This window comes from Microbacterium sp. IO18 (assembly GCF_049099505.1).
Taxonomy (GTDB): Bacteria; Actinomycetota; Actinomycetes; order Actinomycetales; family Microbacteriaceae; genus Microbacterium; species Microbacterium aurugineum.
Map to the genome: position 1 here is coordinate 421,518 of NZ_JBMJAF010000002.1, position 15,347 is coordinate 436,864.

Sequence of the window (15,347 nt, forward strand, 5' to 3'; positions counted from 1 at the left end):
GCCCACCGGGCGCCGACCACGGTCAGTCCGCATCGAAGAGGTCGGCGTACGTCCCCAGGGACACCGGCTTGACGGGAAGCTGAGCGGCGAAGCGACCGGCTTCGGCAGCCGTTCCCCCGCGCGCCGCCGCGACAGCACCGGCCACGGTCGTCTCGCAGTACCGCCCCTGGCAGGGCCCCATGCCCGTCCGGCAGCTCAGCTTGACCGCATCCACGGTGTCGGCGTGCCGGTTCGCCTGCAGGAATCCGTCGATGTCCGATCGCGGGATCCCTTCGCACCGACAGACCGTCGTCGCCGGGGAGGCGAGCGCCGTGAGGCCGGGTCGCTCGGGCGCGAACATCCGCTGCACGACCGCGGCGAACCGTCGGGAGCGGCGCAGGTCCCGTTCGATCGCGCGAGCACGGAAGGCGTCGACGGGCCTGCCGAGACCAGCGGCGATCGCCGCCGCAGCCGCGGCCCCCTCCGCCCGTGACTGCTCGGCCCCGGAGACACCGGTGGGCTCGCCCGCGACGAAGACCCCGGGCAGGCCCGTCTCGAAGTTCCCGTCGACTTCCACCAGCCACCCGCCGGCAGCAGAGTCCCATCGCACCGGGCATCCGAGCTGACGCGCGAGCTCGGTGGAGGCCTGGAAACCGTACCCGAGGACGACGGTCCGCGCCGGGACCTCGCGTTCGGGCCCGCGCACGCGCCACGCCCGGTCGGCCCGCGCCAGTCGGATGCCGCTCACGCCAGCGTCGCCGACGATCGCCGTGGGGACCGTCGACGTCGTGATCCGGACGCCGTGCCGCACGAGGGTCAGCACGTTGCCTGCCAGCTCGGCCAGCAGGCGCACGTGCCCGGGCACGGCCGGAGCGGCGAGGAACAGCTCGCGCACGGAGGGCACTCCGCGGGCGAAGACCACCTCCGTCACCTCAGCCCCCGAACGGACCAGCTGGGCGGCCACGATCAGCATCAGCGGATGCGAACCCGCCAGCACGACCGGACCCGCTGCCCGCAAATGCTGTGCCTTCAGGAGTCCCTGCGCCGCACCGGCCATCAGCACGCCAGGCATCGTCCATCCGGGGATCGCCACGGGCATGTCGTAGGCGCCGGTGGCGACGAGCAGCCTCCGCGCGTGGGCGCGCTGTGAACACTGAGGGCTCGTGACCAGCACCTCGAAATCGTCGCGCCCGGTCGAGCGCGCATCGAGCACGCCGAACACGGTCGACTCGAACCACCAGTCGATGCCGGTCGCCGCGGCGGCATCCGCGAGCAGATCCGCCGCCCAGGGATACCCGACCGGAGACCGCACCGGCTCATCGAACTCGGTCGGCGGCTGACGGAAGATCTGTCCCCCGGCGGCGCGCTGCTCGTCGATCACGAGCGTCCGAAGACCCTGCGCATGCGCCTGCAGGGCCGCGGCCAGACCGGCCGGTCCTGCCCCGACGATCGCTAGGTCGTAGAGGTCGGCGCTCATGCGTCGGTCCGCACGTTCATGCCGTCGCGGACGGTGGTCAGACAGGTGCGCGTCATCGGCACGCCGTCGACCGTGATCGCGCACTCGAAGCAGGTGCCCATGTTGCACAGCGGGGCGCGCTGCTCGTCGCCCCGTCGAGCGAAGCACCGTTCGCCCTCGGCCAGCATGGCCGCCGCCACGGTCTCCCCCGCAGCGGCGCGCACGGACCGACCGTCCACGACGAAGGACACGTCCAGCCGCCGCGACACCGCGCGATCGGCGAGGGGCTGCTCGTTCATGCCATAACTCCGAATCTGTCCGGGGCGTAGGGTCGCAGGTCGATGTGGGGTGTGCGACCGGCGGCCAGGTCGCAGAGGGAACGGGCGAAGCTCGGCCCGAGCGTGAAGGCCGATCCGCCGGTGGCCACGAACATCCCCGGGCATCCGGGCACCTCTCCCACGAGGGGCAGCTGATCCGGCGTGACCGTCGTGGTCCCCGCCCAGGACCGCACGATGGGCAGCCGGGCTGTGCCCGGCACCACGCCGATCGCCGCGCGGGCGTTGCCCACGATGGACTCCGGGAGAAGGCGAGGACGCGTCTCCAGGTCCAGGGAGCCCGCGCGGCGGCTGAGTGCTGCCGGCCACCCCCCGCCGATCAGCACCGTGCCATCCTTCGTCTGCTTGAGCGAGAGCTTGGCGCCGGCGTGCTGGATCAGATGTCTAATGAAGGGCTCTACCGGCGCGCTCACGCTCATCATGAGAGCCAGCGGGATGGTCGGCAGGTCCGCCCCGGCGAGCGCACCCACCTCCGTCGTCCACACCCCCGCGGCGATCATCACCGTGTCGGCGTGGATGCTCAACGTCGAATCCGGACCGGCGGCGGTCACCTTCCAGCCGCGCGCGTCGCGCTCGAGCCCGGTCACACGGGTGTGCGTGCGGACTTCTGCGCCGAGCTTCACGGCACCACGCACCAAAGCAGGCCCCGCGGTGCGCGTCTCGGCCTTACCCTCGATCGGGCAGAAGGCGGCTGCGAGCACCGACTCCGACAGGTAGGGCGCGATGCGCAGCGCCTCATCACCGTCGAGGAGGGTGACATCCAGCCCCCACTCCTGCTCGAGACAGACCTTGCGTTCGAGCACCGCGACCTGCTCCGCTGTCTCCGCGAGCATGAAGCCGCCGCGCTGCACGACGCCGACCGATTCGCCCAGCTCATCTCCCAGCCGCTTCCAGGCCTCGGCGGCGTCCAGATGCAGGGGCATGGCTGCGGCGGCGGTGCGCGCCGACTCCCACCCGTTCTCGACCATCCGATACTCGAGCTGGAAGTGCAGGCTGCCGGCGTTCTGGCCGGAAGCGTGCTGGTTCAACTGGTCTTTCTCCAGCAGCAGTACGGAGGCGCCCTCGCGTGCCAGCATCCAGGCCAGTGCCCCGCCGAGCAGGCCACCGCCGATGACGACCGCGTCGTACCGCATGCTCACGACAAGGGCACGGTCGCGATGCCGAGCCCCTCCAGCGTGGTGCGGACACGGTCGACCTGTTCGGCCGAGAGTTCGAGCAGGGGGCGGCGGACGAAACCGGCCGGAACGCCCTGCAGCCGAAGGGCGGTCTTCATGATCGCCTGCTGGTTCCCGAACTGCGCGCCGTAGTCCGGCCCGAACCAGCTGGTCATGACCACGCGATCACGAGCGCCGAGTTCGATCGCCCGCGCCCGATCCCCCGCGGCGAGCGCATCCCAGAAGCCGGGGTGGTCGTTGCCGAGCGGGGCTCCGGAGCCCATGAGACCGTCTCCGTGACCGAGCGTCGCGAGGTCGGCTCCGAGCGCGTTCGTCGGAACGCCGAAGTAGCGCACGCGATCCTCCACGAGATACATGGCGTCGAGGAACGCGCGGAAGTCGCCGGTGGAGTTCTTGATCGCCACGACGTTCTCGATGTCGGCCAGTTCGCTCAGGAGGTCCGGGCTCAGGTCGACGATGCAGCCGCGCGGCCAGTTGTACACAGTGACGGGGAGCGATGTGCCGTCGGAGACCTCCTGGTAGAAGGCCACGATCTCCTCGCGGGTGGGCACCATATAGGGCGGCGGCGTCACGAGGATGCCATCGAGCCCGGCCTCCTCCGCCGCGTGCGCGTGCCTGATCGCGTCGGCGGCCGTGAACGCATTGCAGCCGCCGATCACCCGCATGTCCGCGCGGAACCGGCCGCCGAGTGCGAACAGCTCTGCCCGTTCGGCCTCGGTCATGCTGAACCACTCCCCGGAGGTGCCGGCGAGGATGACGCCGTGCATCCCCTGCGCGGCCAGCCACTGCATCTGCCCTTCGAACGCGACGGGATCCAGCTCCCCCTCGCGCGTGAACGGGGTGGTGATCGCCGGGATGTACCCGTGCCAGTCGACGGTGTTGCGGTCCATCTGTCTCTCCTTGCTCCGACTCGTGCGACTCACTCGACCGGCATGTCCTGGGCGTGGTGGTGCACGATCCGCCATCCGTCGGCGTCACGACGCACCACATCCGTGACGCGCACGACCTCGACCAGCGGCTCGCCTGCCGCAGGGCGCACCTCGAGCACATACCGGATCACCCCGGTGTCGCCAAAGTTGCTCGTGACGATGCCGGTCGGCACGACGCTCGGCAGGGTCCGCCGGCGCTCTTCGGGGTCGGCGGCGGGCCCCCGCAGCTCGTCGAGTTCGGTGATGCCGTGCATGAGCGTCGGCCAGGGCGTCTCCCACACCGTCACGTCGTCGGCGAGGCGCGCATCGAACGCGGCACGGTCGGCGAGGTCCTGGTACAGGTCGACGATGAAGTGCTCGAGCTCGGCGGTGGTGGTCATGCGTGTTCCTTCGTCAGATCCTGCAGCAGACGCTCGCGCAGCGGCGCGAGCCCCATCGGTCCGAGCGCGAGTGCCCGGGAGTGAAAGCCGAGAGTGGATGCGGTGCTCGCCGCACGCGCCTCGGCCCAGAGCTTCGCGCCGACCTTGAACGCCAGGGCTTGGCCCGGCCAGCCGAGGTAGCGGTCCACCTCGAACCGCGCGGTCACGGGGTCGACGAGGCCGTAGTGCACCAGGAAGTCGCAGGCGATCGCCGGCGTCCACTCCGTCTGGTCGGTGACTTCGTTGCGCCGCAGCGGCCGACCGGTGTGCAGCCCGATGTCGGCGACGATGCGCACCGTGCGCCACAGCTGTCCGAGCAGCATCCCCAGCCGTTCCGGGGCATCGCGCAGCAGACCCAGCTCGTCCGATAGGGCCTCCGAGTAGTGCGCCCAGCCCTCGGCGTAGCCGTGGATCTCACACAGGTAGCGCTGCCAGGGATGCAGGGACGCATTGGCCCGGTTCACCGCGTGCTCGAGGTGGTGGCCGGGGACGCCCTCATGGTGGAGACTCGTGAGCTCCTGCCAGGTCGGCACCGATGTCGCTCCGGCGGGGATCGTCCAGACGATCTTGCTGCGCACCGAGCCGTCGGGGGCACCAGGCGTGTAGTAGACGACGCCTTTCGCGGCCCGCGGAACGACGATGTCGACATCTCGCACGTCCGCGGGCAGCGTGAAGGCCGTGCCGTCGACCCGATCCAGGGTCCAGTCCAGGCGATCACGCAACCAGCCGATGACAGCGTCCGCATCGACGCGGTGCCCGGGGTCCTGCGCGAGCGCGCGAGCGGCGACGGAAACGACTGCCGGCGCACCGGTGCCGAGGATCTCCCCCGCGACGCCGCGCGCCTGCCGCCACAGCCGATCGAGTTCTTGCCAGCCGTAGTCGTACACCTCGTCGAGGTCGAGCTCGGTGCCGAGGAAGCTCTGCGCGGTCGCGCGATAGACGCTCTCGCCGACGGCATCCTGCAGTGGTGCATGGGGCAGCAGTTCGTCGCGCAGCATCCGCTCGAACCCCGCCATCGCGTCGGTCGCAGCGAGTGCCGCACGATCCAGAGCGCTGCGGCGGGAGGTGGACATGTCTGTCGCGCGGAGGGAGCGGAAGTAGTCGACCCCATCCGGATCGATCCAGCTCGCGATCTGATCCGCGACCTCGCGCACCTGCCGTTCCGCGGCGATGCCGGTGCCGATGAACTCGCCCCGCTCCCCCGCCGCGCGCGCCCATTTCAGGCGATCGTCGAGCTGGGTCAGCGCCCGGGGCACCGCCGACAGACGGGTGATGATCTCGTCGCCGGCGGCATCATCTGTGACGGTGACGTCGTCGAACGCCTCGCGCACCAGATGAACCGGGGTGGCCAGCGGTGCGAGCAGCCGCGCCGTGAAGCCGGTGTCGAACAGGGCGATGTCGCTGTCCATGCGCTCCCGAAGCGCCGCGTGCAACGCCGCATCCGCGGTCGTCGGCTCGATGTGCGCCAGGGCGTCGCGCGTGCGCGCGGCGAGCGCGCGGCGTTCGACCGCCCACTCGGCGCTCAGGTCGGGCAACCGATCCTGCGCGGTGGCACCCAGCGCCTGCGCGGCGGACGGCTCGTGGTCGGCGAGCGTCGCGACGTACTCGTCGGCGATGCGGGCGGTCGGGGTGCTCGCGGTCGGGGTGTTCACCGTCCGGCCCGGTCGTCCCGCAGCACGGCGCCGCCCTGCATGACCCAGTCGATTCCGCGCAGCGCAGCCACATCCGCTGTCGGATCCGTGTCTGTGGCGATCAAGTCCGCTCGCGCACCGACCTCGACGACGCCGAGGTCGTCAGCTCCGAGCAGCTCCGCCGCGTACGAGGTGGCCGAGCGCATGACGTCCAGCGAGGTCATGCCCGCGTCGACCATGAACTCCATCTCGCGCACCGTCGCGGTCGTGCCGTCGAAGTCCGCGGCGGGCGGCATGTCGGTGCCCATGGCGATGCGCACCCCGCTCGCGATTGCGTTCTCGAGGCTCTCCCAGTGACGCGGACCCGCCCCGAGCGCCCGCTCCTTCATCCAGGTGGGCACGCCCTGCGCGTCGAAGAACTCCTCGCACCGGCTGACCGTGATGGTCGGCACGTACCAGACGCCGCGCTCACTCATCAGGTCGGTGACCTCGCGGGTGAGCTCGTAGCCGTGCTCGACGCAGTCCAGGCCGAGTTCGATGGCGCGCCGCAGCGTCTCGGACGGCCCGACGTGCGCGGTGACCTTGCGGCCCCAGTCATGCGCGGTCTGGATGACGGCGGCCATCTCGTCGTCGGTCAGCTGCGGAGTGTCGATCTGCTCGTGCTCCCCCGCGATCCCACCCGAGATGCAGACCTTGATCAGGTCGGCGCCGTGACGGATCTGCAGGCGCGTCAGTCTGCGCAAGTCGTCGGCGCCGTCGCCCTCCAGCGCGTCGGACTCCCACCCGTGCCCACCGGTGCAGCACAGTGCGTGTCCGGCGGTGTACAGCCGTGGGCCCGCTATGATCCCGGCTTCGATACCGCGGCGCAGGGCGAAGTCGAGGTAGCGACTCTCGCCGACCAGCCGCGCAGTGGTGACGCCGGCATGCAGGGTGCGTCGGGCACTGTCGGCCATCACCAGCAGCAGGTCGGGGTCGCCCTTGGAGGCGATCTCCGCCCCGGCGGTCCCGGGCAGCGCGAGCCCCAGGTGCACGTGCATGTTGATCAGCCCCGGGCTGAGGATCCGGCCGGCCAGGTCGATGACCCGTGCGTCGCCGGCGTCGAGGGTGCCGGTGGCGCCGAGTCCCGCGATCACTCCGTCGGCGTCGACGAGGATGTCGAGCCCGTCCCGCAGGTACTCGGAGCGCCCGTCGAAGATGCGGGCTCCGGTGAGGAGGACGCGGCGGTCCTCGGCGATGGTGATCATGCTTCTCCTCCCGTGGCGGGGGCCGCGACGGCCTCCGCGAGGTCTTCTCCTCTGCCCGGCAGCCGCTTCGTCGGGCCGATCTCCGGGATGGCATCGATGAGGCGCTGCGTGTAGGGGTGCGCTGCGTGCTGCCACAGCTGTTCGCTGGGCCCGCGCTCGATGATCTCACCCGCGTACATCACGGCGGTCTCGTCGGCGATGGCCCGCACCAACGACAGGTCGTGCGAGATGAACAGCATCGCCATGCCGAGTTCGCGAACGAGTCCCTGCAGCAGCTCGACGATCTGCGCCGACGAGAAGGCATCGAGGGCCGTGACCGGCTCATCGGCGACGACCACGCTGGGCTGGGCGGCGAGCGCACGGGCGATCGCGAGCCGTTGCCGCTGACCACCCGAGAACTGGGTGGGGTAGCGAGAGGCGGCCGACTCGTCGAGTCCGACCAGTCGCAGCAGTCGCGAAACCTCGGCAGCACGGGCAGATCGTTCGAGCGCATCGGGAGCGCCATCCAGCAGCTGCGCTCCGATCGAGCGACGTGGACTCAGCGAGGCGTACGGGTTCTGGAACACCATCTGCAACCCGCGGTCGCGGCTAGGGCGGCGGCGCATCGTGAGTGGATGCAACGGCTCGCCGTCGAAGCGCACCGTGCCGGAGGTCGGACGGTCGATCCCCACCGCGACCCGGGCAAGCGACGACTTTCCGCATCCCGACTCCCCCACGAGCCCGACGATCTGGCCGCGTTCGACGGTCAGCGAGACGCCCTTCACCGCGTGTACGGGCGGGGCGCCGCGTCGGCGGTGCGTGACGACGACGTCGTCGATCTCCAACGCGCTCATCGTGCGCCTCCTCGGTGGGTGCGCTGCGCGGCGAGCGACTGCGCTCTGGATGCGATCAGCGCGCGGGTGTACTCGTGCGACGGGGTGTTGAGGATCTCGTTCGTCGGACCGTGCTCAACGACGGTGCCGTCCTTGAAGATGTAGGTGCGGTCGGCGATCGCGCTCATCACCCCGAGGTCGTGCGTGATGAACAGCATCGACACTCCCGTCTCGCGCGCCAGGCGGTCGAACAGGCGGAGGATGCCGGCCTGCACCGTGACGTCGAGAGCGGTGGTGGGTTCGTCGGCGATCAGCAGGCGGGGCTCGCACGCGAGAGCGATCGCGATGGCCGCGCGCTGGCGCATGCCTCCGGAGAACTGGTGCGGGTACGCCGTGATCGCCTGGTGCGGGTCACGGATGCGCACGAGATCGAGCAGCTCGATCGCTCGCGCCTGTGCCTGCTTCTGGCTCACGCAGGTGTGGTGGATGAGGTGCTCGGTGATCTGTGTGCCGATCCGCAGCAGGGGGTGCAGTGCGGCGGTCGGATCCTGGAACACGATCGAGATGCGGTTGCCGCGCACCTCGTTGAGCTCCGGGGTGCTGAGGGTCAGCAGATCCCGCCCTTCGAACAGCACCCGGCCGGAGGCGGTCGCGCCCTCGGGGAGGATGCCCATGACCGCCGAGGCCGTCATACTCTTTCCCGAGCCGCTCTCGCCGGCGAGGCCGACGACCTCTCCCTGGCCGATCCGGATGCTCGTATCGTGCACGAGCTCGATCTCGCCGTCCGGCGTCGGCATGACGACGGAGAGGTCCTCGATCGAGAGCAGCGTCGCGGCGCTCATCGCTTCCTCGCATTCCGTGAGCGGGGATCCAGGTAGTCCTGGACCGCGTCTCCCAGCAGGTTGAAGGCCATCACGATCGTGAGGATCGCGAGACCGGGGAACAGGCTGATCCACCAGTTCCCGAGGTTCTGCGAGCCGAGGGCGATCATCGCGCCCCATTCCGCAGCCGGGGGCCGGGGGCCGAGGCCGAGGAACGAGAGCGCGGCGAGCATGAGGATGGCATTGCCGAGCTCGATCGTCGCCATCACGAGCGCGGGGCCGGCGCTGTTGGGGATGACGTCCTTGACGATGGACTTCAGGGTCGTCGACCCGAGCAGTCGTCCGGAGAAGACGTATTCCTGTTCGCGCACGCTGAGCACCGAGCTGCGGATGATCCGCGCGTACAGCGGCCAGGAGACGATCACGATGGCGAGCACGGCGTTTCCGACGCTCGGCCCGAAGGCCGCGGCGACCGCCATGGCGAGGATGATCTGCGGGAACGCGAGCACGAGGTCGGCCACGCGCATCAGCACGTTGTCCGCCGCCTTGCCGAAGTACCCGGCCGCGAGGCCGACGGCCCCGCCGACGAGCAGCGAGAACACGACGATCGCGAGGGCTAGCGGCAGCGAGAGCTGGGCACCGTAGATCACTCGACTCAGCACGTCGCGACCGAGGTCGTCCGTCCCCATCCAGTGCGCGGCCGACGGTGCGTCCAGGAACGGTCCGCTCGTCTCGAGCGGGTCGAACGGCGCGATGATCGGGGCGAGGAGCGCCGCGAGGATCCACGCGGCGATCACGCCGAAGGAGATCACCGTCACCGGCGTCCAGAACGAGGTGCGCGGTGTGAACCGGCGGCTGCGACGGAATCCGCGACGCCGCGGCTCCTTCGCGACGGCGAGCGTGTCCGAGGACAGGATGGTCATTTCGCTCCGATCCGGGGGTCCACGATCGTGTACAGCACGTCGACGAGGAGGTTGATCAGGGTGTAGACGACGGCGATGAACAGCGTCACACCGAGGATCGCCTGCAGATCGAGCGAGAGGGCGCTCTTGTAGGCGTACTGCCCGAGCCCCGGCCACGAGAGCACCTGCTCGACGAGCACGGCGCCACCGAGCAGGGAGGCGAACATCAGCCCGGTCACCGTGAGCACTGGAAGCAGTCCCGCTTTGAAGACGTGGCGCCAGGTGATCGTCCGCGCCGGGAGTCCCTTCGCGGTGGCGGCGCGGATGTACTCGGCGTCCAGCACCTCGATCATGGCGGAGCGCACGAAGCGCAGCAGGCCCGAGACGGTGAGCGCGGTGAGGATGCCGACGGGGAGGACGAGGTGCCAGACGGCGTCGGCGAACACGTCCCACTGCCCGGCGAACACGGCGTCCAGCGTGTACATACCGGTGACGGTGGGCGGTGGGTCGTACTCATTGCTGAGGCGCCCGCCGTTGGGGACGAGCCCGAGGGCGTAGAAGAAGACGTACAGCGCGACGAGCGCGAGCCAGAACGGCGGGGTGGAGAGCCCGATGAGGGACACGCCGCGGATGCCTCCGTCGATGGCCGAACCCTTGCGGGTGGCGGCGATCATGCCCAGCGCGACGGCGATGACGATCGCGAGGATCATGGCGGGCAACGCCACCTCGAGCGTCGCGGGGATGTACTGCGCGAGGTCCTGGGTGATCGGGCGGTGGGTCTGCTGCGAGATACCGAGATCCCCCTGGAAGAGGTTCGCGATGTAGCGGCCGTACTGCACCCAGATGGGCTGGTCCAGCCCCCATTTCTGCTCGAACGCGGCACGCAGGTCGGGGTCGTCGTAGGCCTGCTGCGACAGGTTCGCGGCGGCCGGGTCCCCGGGGACGATGGTCATGAGCGCGAAGGTCACGACGGTGACCCCCCAGAGGAGGATGATCGCGCTGATCAGCCGGCGGCCGATCATCTGCAGGAGGGCTGGCATTGCTCGTTCGCCTTCGGTGAGGTGGTGAGAACCGGAGGTCGGCCGCCCGACAGGAGGGACAGGCGGCCGACCGCGGCGGACTACTTCGCGGAGATGGCCGCGAGGTCGACCGTCCAGCCTGCCGGCGTGTACGACGCACCGACCAGGTTCGAAGTGGCGACGACGATGCCGGCGTTGTTCGCGAGGACCACGAAGGGCGAAGTCTCGTTCATGACCTTCTGCCAGGCGATCATCGCCTCGGCACGGCCTTCCGGCGTCACCTCGGCGTTCACGGCGTCGCTGGCCTCGACCGCGCGCGGATCTGCCCGCTCCACGGTCCATCCCGCACGGGTCGAGGTCGAGGCGCCGGGTGCCATGTTGTTCACGAGCGAGTCCGCGGCCGGGTAGTTCAGGCTGTTCGGCGAGAAGTTGATCTCGTTCTTGCCCTCGGACTGCGACTGCAGGAAGACGTTGATCGGCTCGGGCTGGAGTTCGATCTCGATGCCGGCCTTCTTCGCGTCCTGCTGCACCTTCGTGACGATGGTGCCGAGGTCGACGCCACGATAGGTGATCGCCGGGTACACGAGGTTCACCTTCGGTGCGGGGATGCCCGCCTCCTCGAGCAGCGACTTCGCCTTCTCGATGTCCTGCGGCTGCACCTCGGACTCGTCGAGCGCGCCGCCGAATGCGGGCGGGACGAGCCCGGCCGCGGCCGTCGCGCCCTCGCCGAAGATCTCGGCGATTCCCGCACCGTCGACGCTGGCACGCAGCGCCGCGAGGAACGCCGGGTTGGAGGTGATCTCCGAGACGGCGGGATCCTGGTTCACGCTGAGGAAGTAGGAAGTGTCGGCGACCCCGGAGACCTGGAGGTCGTCGGAGAGCTCGGCCGCCTGTGGACCGGAGAGATCCAGGGCGATCTCGTCTGCCTTGGCGCGCGAGATCGTGAGCTTCTGGTTCTGCACGTCGACGTTCTGCACGACCACACGCGAGTAGGCCGGGGCGTCGCCCCAGTAGTCCTCGTTCACCTCGAGCACGACCTTCGAACTCGAGTCGTAGCTCTTGATCTTGTACGGGCCGGAACCGAGGCTGACCTCGTCGAGCTGCGTGCCGATCGTGTCCGCGGAGGCTGCATCGGCCGCGTCGGTCGCGCCGAGCTTCTCCGCCTCCTCGGCGTTCAGGATGCTCGCCGCGGGCATCGCGAGGACGACCGGGACGTTCGGGTTCGGGGTCGGGCTGGTCACGACGACAGTGTCGTCACCGTCCGCGGCGAAGGTCAGCCCCTCGACGGTCTGGGAGGAGGACCCCTTGAGGTTCTGCAGGCGCGTGAGGCTGAACACGACATCCTCCGCGGTCACCGCGGAGCCGTCGGCGAACGTGGCGTCCGGGTTCAACGTGAAGGTCCAGGTCGTGCCGTCGTCGGACTGCGCCCACTCGCTGGCGAGCTCCGGCACGACAGTGGTGACGTCGGAGCCCTCGTACGTCACGAGCGTGTCGTACAGCGCGTGCACGATGATGTTGCCGGTCTGCTCGTAGACGAGTCCCGGGTCGAGGGTCTTCAGCACGAACGAGGTGTCGACCGTGAGGGTCCCACCGCCGCCCGAGGCTGCGTTGTTCGATGAAGCTGAACAACCGGCGAGCACGAGTGCGGCGACGGCGAGAGATGAGGCCAGTGCGAGGGGTTTCGCGAAGGATGAAGTCATCGTCGATCTTCCTGTGATCAAGGGGCAGGACGCAGTAGAGTTCTGGGAAGTTGATCCGGTTGCTCGCGCGTTCGGGGGAACGGATTTCAATCTGATCGAGATTTTCAATCCGATTAAAAGATACAATCACATTGAAATCGAAGATGCAACAGTCATCCGTTCGATCGAAAGGATCGATGAATCACGTGCTCGGCGAACGCCTCAAATCCCTCAGGGCCGCGAAGGGTCTCACCCTGCGGCAGCTCTCCGACCTGTCCGGCCTCTCGGTCAGCATGCTCAGCCAGATCGAGAGCGGCTCGGCCGACCCGAGTCTCGGTTCGCTGCGCAAGCTCGCCCAGGTGTTCGAAGCCTCGATCGCCACGCTGTTCAGCGATCCGGATGCCCCCAACGTTTCCGTCAGCCGGCCGGGCGCCCGGCATCGACTCAGCGGATCCGACGCGGGCTTCGTCTACGAGCGCCTGACCCCGGGACGCGGCGACCTCGAAGTCCTCACCGCCGACATCCCCCCGGGGGCCGCGAGCTCCGCACACCCCTGGGGCCACCCGTCGACCGAGTGCGTCTTCGTCATCAGCGGGGAACTCACCGTCGAGATCGCGGGGCAGACGTACATCATCGTAGGAAGCGAGTCGATCACCTTCGACTCCCGCCAGCCGCATCGCTACATCAACGCCAGTGACGCGATGACCTCGATCGTCGTCTCGGTCACTCCGCCATCGCCGTGATATGACCCCGACGCGGCCCACGGTCCGGAAACGAAGAAGCCCGCCACCCCGAGTGGGGCGGCGGGCTTCTTCGTGAGCGAAGTGCTTACTCGGACTTCTTCTCGACAGCGTCCTCGGCGGCAGCCTCAGCGGCTTCGCCCTCGGCCTGCGACTCGGCACCGGCGTCGGCGGCGTCCTCCGCGGGAGCCTCCTCGACGACCTCAGCCGGCTCCTCGACCTTTTCGGCCTTCGGCGCAGCGGCCTTCTTGGTCGACTTCGCCTTCGGGGTGACGGGCTCGAGGACGAGCTCGATCACGGCCATCGGAGCGTTGTCGCCCTTACGGTTGCCGACCTTCGTGATGCGGGTGTAGCCACCCTCACGCTCGGCGACGAGCGGCGCGATCTCGGAGAAAAGGATGTGCACGACTTCCTTGTCACCGATGACCGACAGCACGCGACGACGCGCGTGCAGGTCGCCACGCTTGGCGAAGGTGATCAGACGCTCAGCGAGGGGACGAAGGCGCTTCGCCTTGGTCTCGGTCGTCTTGATCGACTTGTGGGTGTAGAGCGCCGCCGCGAGGTTGGCAAGCATGAGGCGCTCGTGTGCGGGGCCGCCTCCGAGGCGGGGACCCTTAGTGGGCTTGGGCATAATCGTCTAACTCCTGGTCAGAAAGGTCGGGTATCAGAAGGACTCGTCTTCGCTGCCGCCGTAGAAGTGGGAGCCGTCGAAACCGGGCACCGAATCCTTGAGCGACAGACCGAGCGAGATGAGCTTGTCGCGCACCTCGTCGACCGACTTCTGGCCGAAATTACGGATGTTCATGAGCTGCGTCTCCGACAGGGCGACGAGCTCAGAAACGGTGTTGATGCCCTCACGCTTCAGGCAGTTGTACGAGCGGACCGACAGGTCGAGGTCCTCGATCGGCATCGACAGCTCGCTGGAGTTCACAGCCTCCACCGGCGCCGGGCCGATCTCGATGCCCTCGGCCTCGACGTTCAGCTCGCGGGCGAGACCGAACAGCTCGGTGAGCGTCTTGGCAGCCGAAGCGACAGCGTCGCGGGGGCTGATCGCCGACTTGGTCTCGACGTCCAGGACGAGCTTGTCGAAGTCGGTGCGCTCCCCGGCACGGGTCGCGTCGACGCGGTAGCTGACCTTGAGGACCGGCGAGTAGATCGAGTCGATCGGGATCTGACCGGCCTCGGCGTACTCGTTGCGGTTCTGCGTCGCGGAGACGTAGCCACGGCCACGCTCGATCGTGAGCTCGAGCTCGAACTTCGCGGTCTCGTTGAGCGTCGCGATGACCAGCTCGGGGTTGTGCACCTCGACACCGGCCGGAGCCGAGATGTCGGCGGCGGTGACTTCGCCCGCTCCGGTCTTGCGCAGGTACGCGGTGATGGGCTCATCGCGCTCCGAGGAGACGACGAGCTGCTTGATGTTGAGGATGATCTCGGTGACATCCTCCTTCACGCCGGGGATGGTGCTGAACTCGTGCAGCACGCCGTCGATGCGAACGCTGGTGACAGCAGCACCGGGGATCGACGACAGCAGGCTGCGGCGCAGCGCGTTGCCGATCGTGTAACCGAAGCCGGGCTCCAGAGGCTCGATGATGAACCGGCTACGGTTCTCGACGATCTTTTCCTCGGTCAGTGTGGGACGCTGTGCAATAAGCACTCTGTGTTCCTTTCGATCACATGCCCGCTATATGACATGTGGTGGGGTGAGGTCTTGAGTTGTGGAAGTCGATGCCCGTACGCGGGCGTCGAGCCGCTCGGACCGTGGAGGGCCGAGCGGCTCGAAGCGCGTATCAGACGCGGCGACGCTTCGGCGGGCGGCAACCGTTGTGCGCCTGCGGAGTGACGTCCTGGATCGAACCCACCTCGAGGCCGGCGGCCTGCAGCGAGCGGATCGCCGTCTCGCGGCCGGAGCCCGGACCCTTCACGAGGACGTCGACCTTCTTGACACCGTGCTCCGCGGCCTGACGGGCTGCGGACTCGGCTGCCATGCCGGCGGCGTACGGGGTCGACTTGCGGGAGCCCTTGAAGCCCACGCCACCCGACGATGCCCAGGCGATGACGGCGCCGGACGGGTCGGTGATCGAAACGATGGTGTTGTTGAACGTCGACTTGATGTGGGCCTGGCCCAGCGCGATGTTCTTCTTTTCCTTGCGGCGCGGCTTGCGCGCGGCGGCCTTGGGTGCAGCCATGAAAATGTTCTCCTAGTCCC

Annotated in this window: 16 protein-coding genes; 1 reads left to right on the forward strand and 15 read right to left on the reverse strand. The window is 68.9% G+C overall.

What is annotated here, in order from left to right:
• Positions 1 to 22: 22 nt before the first annotated feature.
• The 12 genes from ACLF6J_RS13680 to ACLF6J_RS13735 form a co-directional block, all read right to left on the reverse strand.
• Positions 23 to 1,456: an FAD-dependent oxidoreductase gene (locus tag ACLF6J_RS13680; RefSeq protein WP_134352085.1), complete on the reverse strand. Its 1,434-nt coding sequence runs from the start codon at positions 1,454 to 1,456 to the stop codon at positions 23 to 25.
• Positions 1,453 to 1,734 (reverse strand): 2Fe-2S iron-sulfur cluster-binding protein, encoded by a 282-nt coding sequence (locus ACLF6J_RS13685; RefSeq protein ID WP_134352086.1) that lies wholly within the window; start codon positions 1,732 to 1,734, stop codon positions 1,453 to 1,455. The genes ACLF6J_RS13680 and ACLF6J_RS13685 overlap by 4 nt, the downstream gene beginning before the upstream one ends.
• Complete coding sequence (locus tag ACLF6J_RS13690; RefSeq protein WP_244093667.1) at positions 1,731 to 2,903, reverse strand: NAD(P)/FAD-dependent oxidoreductase; 1,173 nt, start codon at positions 2,901 to 2,903, stop codon at positions 1,731 to 1,733. Before ACLF6J_RS13690 ends, ACLF6J_RS13685 begins: the two co-directional genes overlap by 4 nt.
• A 2-nt stretch (positions 2,904 to 2,905) precedes the next feature.
• Complete coding sequence (locus tag ACLF6J_RS13695; protein ID WP_421076907.1) at positions 2,906 to 3,835, reverse strand: dihydrodipicolinate synthase family protein; 930 nt, start codon at positions 3,833 to 3,835, stop codon at positions 2,906 to 2,908.
• Positions 3,836 to 3,864: 29 nt separating this feature from the next.
• Entirely contained in the window at positions 3,865 to 4,254 is a 390-nt protein-coding gene (locus ACLF6J_RS13700) for a nuclear transport factor 2 family protein (protein WP_131492357.1), read from the reverse strand.
• On the reverse strand, positions 4,251 to 5,945 hold the full coding sequence (locus ACLF6J_RS13705; RefSeq protein ID WP_134352089.1) for a DUF885 domain-containing protein: 1,695 nt from the start codon (positions 5,943 to 5,945) through the stop codon (positions 4,251 to 4,253). Before ACLF6J_RS13705 ends, ACLF6J_RS13700 begins: the two co-directional genes overlap by 4 nt.
• Complete coding sequence (locus ACLF6J_RS13710) at positions 5,942 to 7,168, reverse strand: amidohydrolase family protein (protein WP_134352090.1); 1,227 nt, start codon at positions 7,166 to 7,168, stop codon at positions 5,942 to 5,944. Before ACLF6J_RS13710 ends, ACLF6J_RS13705 begins: the two co-directional genes overlap by 4 nt.
• Positions 7,165 to 8,001 (reverse strand): ABC transporter ATP-binding protein, encoded by an 837-nt coding sequence (locus tag ACLF6J_RS13715; RefSeq protein ID WP_134352091.1) that lies wholly within the window; start codon positions 7,999 to 8,001, stop codon positions 7,165 to 7,167. Before ACLF6J_RS13715 ends, ACLF6J_RS13710 begins: the two co-directional genes overlap by 4 nt.
• Entirely contained in the window at positions 7,998 to 8,822 is an 825-nt protein-coding gene (locus tag ACLF6J_RS13720; protein WP_134352092.1) for an ABC transporter ATP-binding protein, read from the reverse strand. The genes ACLF6J_RS13715 and ACLF6J_RS13720 overlap by 4 nt, the downstream gene beginning before the upstream one ends.
• Positions 8,819 to 9,724, reverse strand: a complete 906-nt coding sequence (locus ACLF6J_RS13725) for an ABC transporter permease (RefSeq protein WP_134352093.1) — start codon at positions 9,722 to 9,724, stop codon at positions 8,819 to 8,821. The genes ACLF6J_RS13720 and ACLF6J_RS13725 overlap by 4 nt, the downstream gene beginning before the upstream one ends.
• The gene (locus ACLF6J_RS13730; RefSeq protein ID WP_134352094.1) at positions 9,721 to 10,743 is read right to left on the reverse strand and encodes an ABC transporter permease; all 1,023 of its coding nucleotides are present in this window, start codon (positions 10,741 to 10,743) and stop codon (positions 9,721 to 9,723) included. Before ACLF6J_RS13730 ends, ACLF6J_RS13725 begins: the two co-directional genes overlap by 4 nt.
• A gap of 80 nt (positions 10,744 to 10,823) precedes the next feature.
• Positions 10,824 to 12,422, reverse strand: a complete 1,599-nt coding sequence (locus tag ACLF6J_RS13735; RefSeq protein WP_131492364.1) for an ABC transporter substrate-binding protein — start codon at positions 12,420 to 12,422, stop codon at positions 10,824 to 10,826.
• 176 nt (positions 12,423 to 12,598) lie between these two features.
• Here ACLF6J_RS13735 and ACLF6J_RS13740 point away from each other — a divergent pair, with 176 nt between their 5' ends.
• The gene (locus ACLF6J_RS13740) at positions 12,599 to 13,144 is read left to right on the forward strand and encodes a helix-turn-helix domain-containing protein (protein WP_036302868.1); all 546 of its coding nucleotides are present in this window, start codon (positions 12,599 to 12,601) and stop codon (positions 13,142 to 13,144) included.
• A gap of 85 nt (positions 13,145 to 13,229) precedes the next feature.
• On the opposite strand, the gene rplQ is transcribed toward ACLF6J_RS13740, so the two are convergent.
• The 3 genes from rplQ to rpsK all read right to left on the reverse strand — a co-directional run bounded on the left by rplQ (position 13,230) and on the right by rpsK (position 15,327).
• Positions 13,230 to 13,772 (reverse strand): 50S ribosomal protein L17, encoded by a 543-nt coding sequence (gene rplQ / locus ACLF6J_RS13745; RefSeq protein WP_134352095.1) that lies wholly within the window; start codon positions 13,770 to 13,772, stop codon positions 13,230 to 13,232.
• 33 nt (positions 13,773 to 13,805) lie between these two features.
• Positions 13,806 to 14,795 (reverse strand): DNA-directed RNA polymerase subunit alpha, encoded by a 990-nt coding sequence (locus ACLF6J_RS13750; protein ID WP_134352096.1) that lies wholly within the window; start codon positions 14,793 to 14,795, stop codon positions 13,806 to 13,808.
• Between the two features lie 133 nt (positions 14,796 to 14,928).
• Positions 14,929 to 15,327 carry a 30S ribosomal protein S11 gene (rpsK, locus tag ACLF6J_RS13755; RefSeq protein WP_017829189.1) on the reverse strand — a complete coding sequence of 133 codons (399 nt, stop codon included), beginning with the start codon at positions 15,325 to 15,327 and terminating at the stop codon, positions 14,929 to 14,931.
• Between the last annotated feature and the right edge of the window lie 20 nt (positions 15,328 to 15,347).

Excerpts from the sequence above, each read along its gene's own strand:
- ACLF6J_RS13680 (WP_134352085.1), bottom strand. The coding sequence starts at position 1,456 with ATGAGCGCCGACCTCTACGACCTAGCGATCGTCGGGGCAGGACCGGCC.
- ACLF6J_RS13685 (WP_134352086.1), bottom strand. The coding sequence starts at position 1,734 with ATGAACGAGCAGCCCCTCGCCGATCGCGCGGTGTCGCGGCGGCTGGAC.
- ACLF6J_RS13690 (WP_244093667.1), bottom strand. The coding sequence starts at position 2,903 with ATGCGGTACGACGCGGTCGTCATCGGCGGTGGCCTGCTCGGCGGGGCA.
- ACLF6J_RS13695 (WP_421076907.1), bottom strand. The coding sequence starts at position 3,835 with ATGGACCGCAACACCGTCGACTGGCACGGGTACATCCCGGCGATCACC.
- ACLF6J_RS13700 (WP_131492357.1), bottom strand. The coding sequence starts at position 4,254 with ATGACCACCACCGCCGAGCTCGAGCACTTCATCGTCGACCTGTACCAG.
- ACLF6J_RS13710 (WP_134352090.1), bottom strand. The coding sequence starts at position 7,168 with ATGATCACCATCGCCGAGGACCGCCGCGTCCTCCTCACCGGAGCCCGC.
- ACLF6J_RS13715 (WP_134352091.1), bottom strand. The coding sequence starts at position 8,001 with ATGAGCGCGTTGGAGATCGACGACGTCGTCGTCACGCACCGCCGACGC.
- ACLF6J_RS13720 (WP_134352092.1), bottom strand. The coding sequence starts at position 8,822 with ATGAGCGCCGCGACGCTGCTCTCGATCGAGGACCTCTCCGTCGTCATG.
- ACLF6J_RS13725 (WP_134352093.1), bottom strand. The coding sequence starts at position 9,724 with ATGACCATCCTGTCCTCGGACACGCTCGCCGTCGCGAAGGAGCCGCGG.
- ACLF6J_RS13730 (WP_134352094.1), bottom strand. The coding sequence starts at position 10,743 with ATGCCAGCCCTCCTGCAGATGATCGGCCGCCGGCTGATCAGCGCGATC.
- ACLF6J_RS13735 (WP_131492364.1), bottom strand. The coding sequence starts at position 12,422 with ATGACTTCATCCTTCGCGAAACCCCTCGCACTGGCCTCATCTCTCGCC.
- ACLF6J_RS13740 (WP_036302868.1), top strand. The coding sequence starts at position 12,599 with ATGAATCACGTGCTCGGCGAACGCCTCAAATCCCTCAGGGCCGCGAAG.
- rplQ (WP_134352095.1), bottom strand. The coding sequence starts at position 13,772 with ATGCCCAAGCCCACTAAGGGTCCCCGCCTCGGAGGCGGCCCCGCACAC.
- rpsK (WP_017829189.1), bottom strand. The coding sequence starts at position 15,327 with ATGGCTGCACCCAAGGCCGCCGCGCGCAAGCCGCGCCGCAAGGAAAAG.